The following is a 3,405-nucleotide window of genomic DNA, read 5'->3' as shown; positions in this document are numbered from 1 at the left end:
TACCAAGCACCTGCTAATCGAAGCGGCACGAGTACTAGCTGACCTAGATAGCTCCTGGCTTCCTGTCCTGGTGCTGCTGCGACGAGCTAACAAAACAGGCAGGGTGGCAATCAACGCTACTCGCACACATTAGCCTGGGAGGTGCGGCGGCGGAACCACCCTGCCTTATTGAAGGGCCTAAGCCTGATGAGTCTGCGCTCGGCCTTGTCGCCGATCTGGTCAGGCAGGCCAGGCTCTAGCGCTCGCTCAGAGCATGGGACGCACCGACAGAATCTTATACGTGGTCACGCCACCTGGCGTCGAAACGCTTACCACATCGCCCGCCTTGTGGCCAAGCAGAGCCTTGCCGACAGGAGACTGGTCAGAGATCAGACCGGACTTGGGATCGGCCTCGTAAGTCTCGACAATCTTAAAGGTGCGTGTTGCGCCACTCTCTGTCTCCACCTCCACCTGCATACCGATGCGCACCACGGCAGGGCCTTGGAGATCGTCAGCAGTCATGATCTCGGAAGAGGCCAGCAACTTCTCCAGCTCCAGAATCTCGCCTTCTACCGCAGCCTGCTGGCGCTTGGCCTCTTCATAGGCGCCACTTTCACTGATGTCGCCGGCTTCCTTGGCATCATGGATGAAGTCAGCGACTTCCTGGCGCTTGACCGTGCGCAGGTATTCCAGGCGTTCTTTCTTCTTGCGATATCCTTCAGGGGTCAGAAAGTAGACCTTGCGCTCAGGTGTTACATCGCTCTGTCCACCAATACTCATATTAGACTCCTACTCCTCTCTGGTCTTAAGGCTCGTGATCGAAGCGTGATTCGTTCGCGGTTGCCTCTCCCAGATCTTTGCGATCGCTAGCTCACGTTTAGACGCATCCGGTCTCTTGAGCGGCTCTCTGGCTGCCTGTCCCCACGATCAGGCAAGCCGCTTTAGCTTGGCGGGCGCTGCGCCTGCTCCGGACACGGCTGTACTGCCTTATGGCCCCGTTCTGTCGACCAAGAGAGCGAGCATGCTGTCAGCTCTTCCCGCGCTGAGGTTGGCGGCTCGCTGCAGCGTGGCTGGGCATAGAAGAGCCACCTTATCAGCCTGCCTGCCTTTGCTTGCTGTCTGCCTTCTTCCCGCGGAGGCCTTGGGCGGTTACCAGAACATGCCTGCCTCTGGGGATAAGGCCGAGCTCAGAAGAGCGAATCCATGACCTCTCCCACCAGGCGCACCCAGTGAGTTGCTGAAACCGGGGAAGAGATCGCGCATGCTCCTAATTGCAAGTGATCGCTGGGCCGCAATTTACCTGAACGCGGCTCGGCGATCAGGGATCATGATCCACTGTGCATGCATCCATGCAGAGATTGGGGCAATGCTGCCATGTGGTTATGCCGCCAGGGCCCTTCAGGGCTGTCAGCGTGTGGCAGGCGCTACGCCATCTGCGCAACACATGACAGAGATTATACGGTCTCAAAAACCGGACGTCAAGTCAAATCAGGTAGCCATTTTTGCTATGGTAGAGTACTGCCGAGTCATGCTCCGGCCGGCCCGACACACGCCGAGGAGGGACCAGGCATAGCCCAGAGCGGCCAGTGCAGCCAAGGCAACCGGCGCAACCAGGCAGCAACAAGCTGCCACCGGCGGCACGAGCCACGGACGGGAGCCAACTCCTTCCCTTCCTTTTCTTATGGTACTGTTGCTACACCCTCCTTATGCTTAAAACGGCCTACAAGTCTACTTTCGTTCCGCACGATGCCTATGAGCAAGTCTCCCTTGAAGCACCGGACGAACGGCAATCCATTGCCGACTAGCCTTAGGCTAATCAGCGACGACCGATACGATACATGCGTGCTCCACAGCGCGCGCATGTGCCTTGCAAAGCCGGGCGCCCGTTCTTCAACGTTGTTTCCTCTACATTAAGCATCGCACTTTTCTGCCTACACTTGACGCAGTAAGCTTCAACCACAGGCAGGCGCTCTGTAGGAGACGGCGGTGACATCTGCGTCTCGTTAGAGACCGTCTGACCAGCTTCGAGGTCCTGGGACGCCACCTCTGCCTCGCCGCGACCTGAGAGGGTGGCGATGGTGCTCTCGGTCTGCACTGGCTGAGGTCCCCGAGATATCCAGGCATTCAGGCGAGCACTGATGAGTGAGGCAGCCTGGCGATCGAGCGTATGGCCTGGAAGCGTCATCCAGAGCTGCTCCGCACCCGGCGCCTGCTCGGCTGGCTCACGCCAGCCTGGCTCTGCTCTCGCGTCTGACTCTGCCCGCACCACCAGCACAGGATAGGGCGAAGAGGTTGTCGGGACCTCAAAGTGACCATTGGCCATCAGCGCAAGCCGGTCAGCCAGCCAGGCCAGGACAGCATGCTCCGCGCCGAACTGGTGAGTTGTGGCATAACTATAGTCCAGGTCGCTGCCTGTCTGACCCGGTGCCAGCAGAAAGCGCAGGGCGAGTCGCGTCGTCAGCAGACAGTAAACGACTAACCCCACGAGGGGGAGACGGGCCAGAGGGGCAACCAGCCATTTTAAGCCACGGAGGCGCCGCTGCTCGGGTAGGCTATCGTGCTCTGGCCAGAGCATGACCAGGCCACGGCAAAGCTCGGGATTACGTCTGGCTACTTCCAGCGCATATTGACAGCTTGTTCCTTGAGCTAGCAGTAGCGCTGGCTGTCCAACCACCTCGCGCAGAAAATCGCTGACCAGCTCCACGTAGAGCGCCCCACTGTAGGCAAGGGCGGGACGATCAGAGAGGCCGAAGCCTAGCAAGTCGGGGAGATAGACCCGCAGCCGAGACTGTTCTGTCAGGAGCGCCGCCAGCTCGCGCAGTACATAGGCAGACGCTGCTAGCCCCGGCGCGTGCCAGAGTACCACTGGCGGCCCTTGCTCTGGACCGGCCTGCTTGTAGAAAATGTGACCGTGTCGCCACCGATAGAGCCGTGCCTGACCAGGCAGTGTGCTCTCTAGCAGTTGGGGCGTCAGCAAGCGATGCCAGATAACGGCGAGGCTGCCTCCCAGAGCTGCTAGCAGACTGGTGAAAGCGCCCAGACATAACAGCCGTTTCAGGCGGGGCAGCGCGTGCTTCATAGGTGAGACGCAGACCTCCTCGCTGAGTAGTATAGCATGAGAGGCGAGGCAGCGCTACTTGCCTGTACCCTGGAAAACGTCGGCCAAAGGCGCCCATGCTTCCTTGGCAATACGGAGGGAGAGCGCGACAAGCTGGGAAGGCCTGCACACGCCTACAGTAAAAAAGCTGCAAAGAGAAAAGGGCTACCATCCCTCCGCTGCCAGGGCAGGAGTAGACCCGAACCCGAGCTGGCGCCTGATTGCGCCTCTGGGGAAAGCAGGCATGCTCGCTGAGTAGTATAGCATGGTAGGTGAGTTGACGCCGTCCGGAGAAGCAACTACAATACGCGCCACATAATGAACAATAG

2 protein-coding genes are annotated in these 3,405 nt (G+C 59.4%); both read right to left on the bottom strand.

Going from position 1 to position 3,405, the window contains the following annotated elements; translation table 11 throughout:
• Positions 1-246: 246 nt before the first annotated feature.
• The gene (greA, locus tag IRZ24_RS18395; RefSeq protein WP_297167568.1) at positions 247-759 is read right to left on the bottom strand and encodes a transcription elongation factor GreA; all 513 of its coding nucleotides are present in this window, start codon (positions 757-759) and stop codon (positions 247-249) included.
• 1,036 nt (positions 760-1,795) lie between these two features.
• Positions 1,796-3,058: an alpha/beta fold hydrolase gene (locus IRZ24_RS18390; protein ID WP_297167564.1), complete on the bottom strand. Its 1,263-nt coding sequence runs from the start codon at positions 3,056-3,058 to the stop codon at positions 1,796-1,798.
• Positions 3,059-3,405 lie beyond the last annotated feature (347 nt).

Origin of the sequence: Thermogemmatispora sp. (assembly GCF_019683755.1) — a bacterium.
Classification (GTDB): Bacteria; Chloroflexota; Ktedonobacteria; order Ktedonobacterales; family Ktedonobacteraceae; genus Thermogemmatispora.
Note: the sequence above shows the minus strand (reverse complement) of the source record. Positions and strands in the feature narration are given on the sequence as shown.